The 1630-nt window shown below is 35.8% G+C and carries 2 protein-coding genes; both read right to left on the bottom strand.

Annotation, left to right across the window (positions count from 1 at the left end; all coding sequences use genetic code 11):
• Nucleotides 1–87: 87 nt before the first annotated feature.
• The gene (locus G322_RS22525) at nt 88–732 is read right to left on the bottom strand and encodes a restriction endonuclease (protein ID WP_051143810.1); all 645 of its coding nucleotides are present in this window, start codon (nt 730–732) and stop codon (nt 88–90) included.
• 278 nt (nt 733–1010) lie between these two features.
• On the bottom strand, nt 1011–1630 hold a 620-nt coding region (locus G322_RS0119205), incomplete at its 5' end, for a hypothetical protein (protein WP_211217187.1).

Raw genomic sequence — 1630 nt, 5'->3', positions numbered from 1 at the left:
TTGCAGCAGATTGCTGAAAACCCGAATGATATTGATGCGTTGCTACCATGGAATATTAAGCGTAGCTAGGTGCCATTACCCAGACGCTTACGGTTCTATTACATCTTCTCTTTTAACATTGCACTCTCTTAAATTAGCGGTAATATTTTTATCAAGCCAATTCCCAATAAATAAAACTTCACCACAATCTTCAATCGTTGAATCATAAACATTAAAAGATATTTCGTTCCCATTAGCCTCACAGAATTTCTTTGTTTCAGCATCACTAGCATCAAAAGAGACACTTAAATTCAAATATTGGTTTTGATACATCTCGCCGTTTATATTAACAATCTGAATGCATCCATCCCAATCAGAACCTTCTGGAGGTCTGATTCTTTTAAGGCTAATTTCATAGTGATTACAGAAGTCGATCACTCCAGATTGAAATCCTTGCGTAGTAACAATTAGTCCCTGACTATTCGGAATGTCATGAAGTAGTCCTAACATATTTCGAGCGTGTATTAATGAGATTGCTTTGGAGTAATATTTACACTCTATAAGTACTTTATGACTAACTCCTGCATATTTATATTCCCAAAAAACATCTATTTGATACTCTACACCCGATTTCCCTTTTATTTTTTGGTCATGTTTAACCTCAAGGTTTTCGACACCTTCAGACTCCAATATAGATTTGTATATTTTTTGCGTGAGTAACTCATAATCTTTTGAAGTTTCACAAAGTTGCAAAGTAACCTCCTTGAACATAACGCCGCAATAAGCGGACTAAAATTGTTGGCTATAATGTGGATCGAAGCGAAACTTAGCCAACTGTTTTAGTTCCGTTTAATTGCCTTGTTATGTTTTTTTAACGACGAGGCCAAGGTTTATCAGGCTCTACATGATTAGGCTTATTACCACCATTACTCTTAGGAGTTCCCTTTTGAGAGTCCTGTCCATGCCCTTCACGTTTCCCTCCCTTATCAGGATTTCCTTTTTGTGGTTTTTATGGTTTTGTTGCCATTTTACTACTCCGGTATATAGAACATTTCTGTGGGGTATTCATTAAGAACCTGTTTCATACATTCTGATTTTACTGCTATATTTTCAGTTCGTTCTGGCGACTTAGTCGCTAATGTTTTTTGCTTTTCTATGATTTTTTTAAATTTCTTTTGATGCGCAACGGTGTAATCTTGTTGTTGCGTAATATCAATTTTTAAGTCTTTAAAATCATGTGACAATAAACGATAGCCAGCTAAAAGTTCTTCATATAATCTAATTTTTCTAGTCAAATTAAGGAGAGGCTTCGAAATTGCAATTAGAGCAGATAATATTAACAACCCCTTCCAAACGTGGCTACCATAATCATTATTCCAAAACGCGAACCCAGCTACAGCAGAAGATGTAACGGCTAGAACAATTTCTGAAAAGAAGTTAATCTGCTCATACTTTTGCAAACGCTTCCCATAATACTTTTCATTGAGCCTTGATGTACGTAACTGGTCATAAACGTCCCATACAGGGTGAGTATTGCTCATCATTATCCTCAAAACATAACGCCTCGTTAAGCGGATAAAAATAGGGCAGTATTTTTGCGGTCTTTTTTGCAAAAATGATGAACTGTTTTTATTCCGTTTAAACGTCTTGT

Source organism: Psychromonas hadalis ATCC BAA-638 (genome assembly GCF_000420245.1).
In the GTDB taxonomy this organism is placed as follows: domain Bacteria; phylum Pseudomonadota; class Gammaproteobacteria; order Enterobacterales; family Psychromonadaceae; genus Psychromonas; species Psychromonas hadalis.
This window is presented reverse-complemented; position numbering and strand designations above follow the sequence as displayed.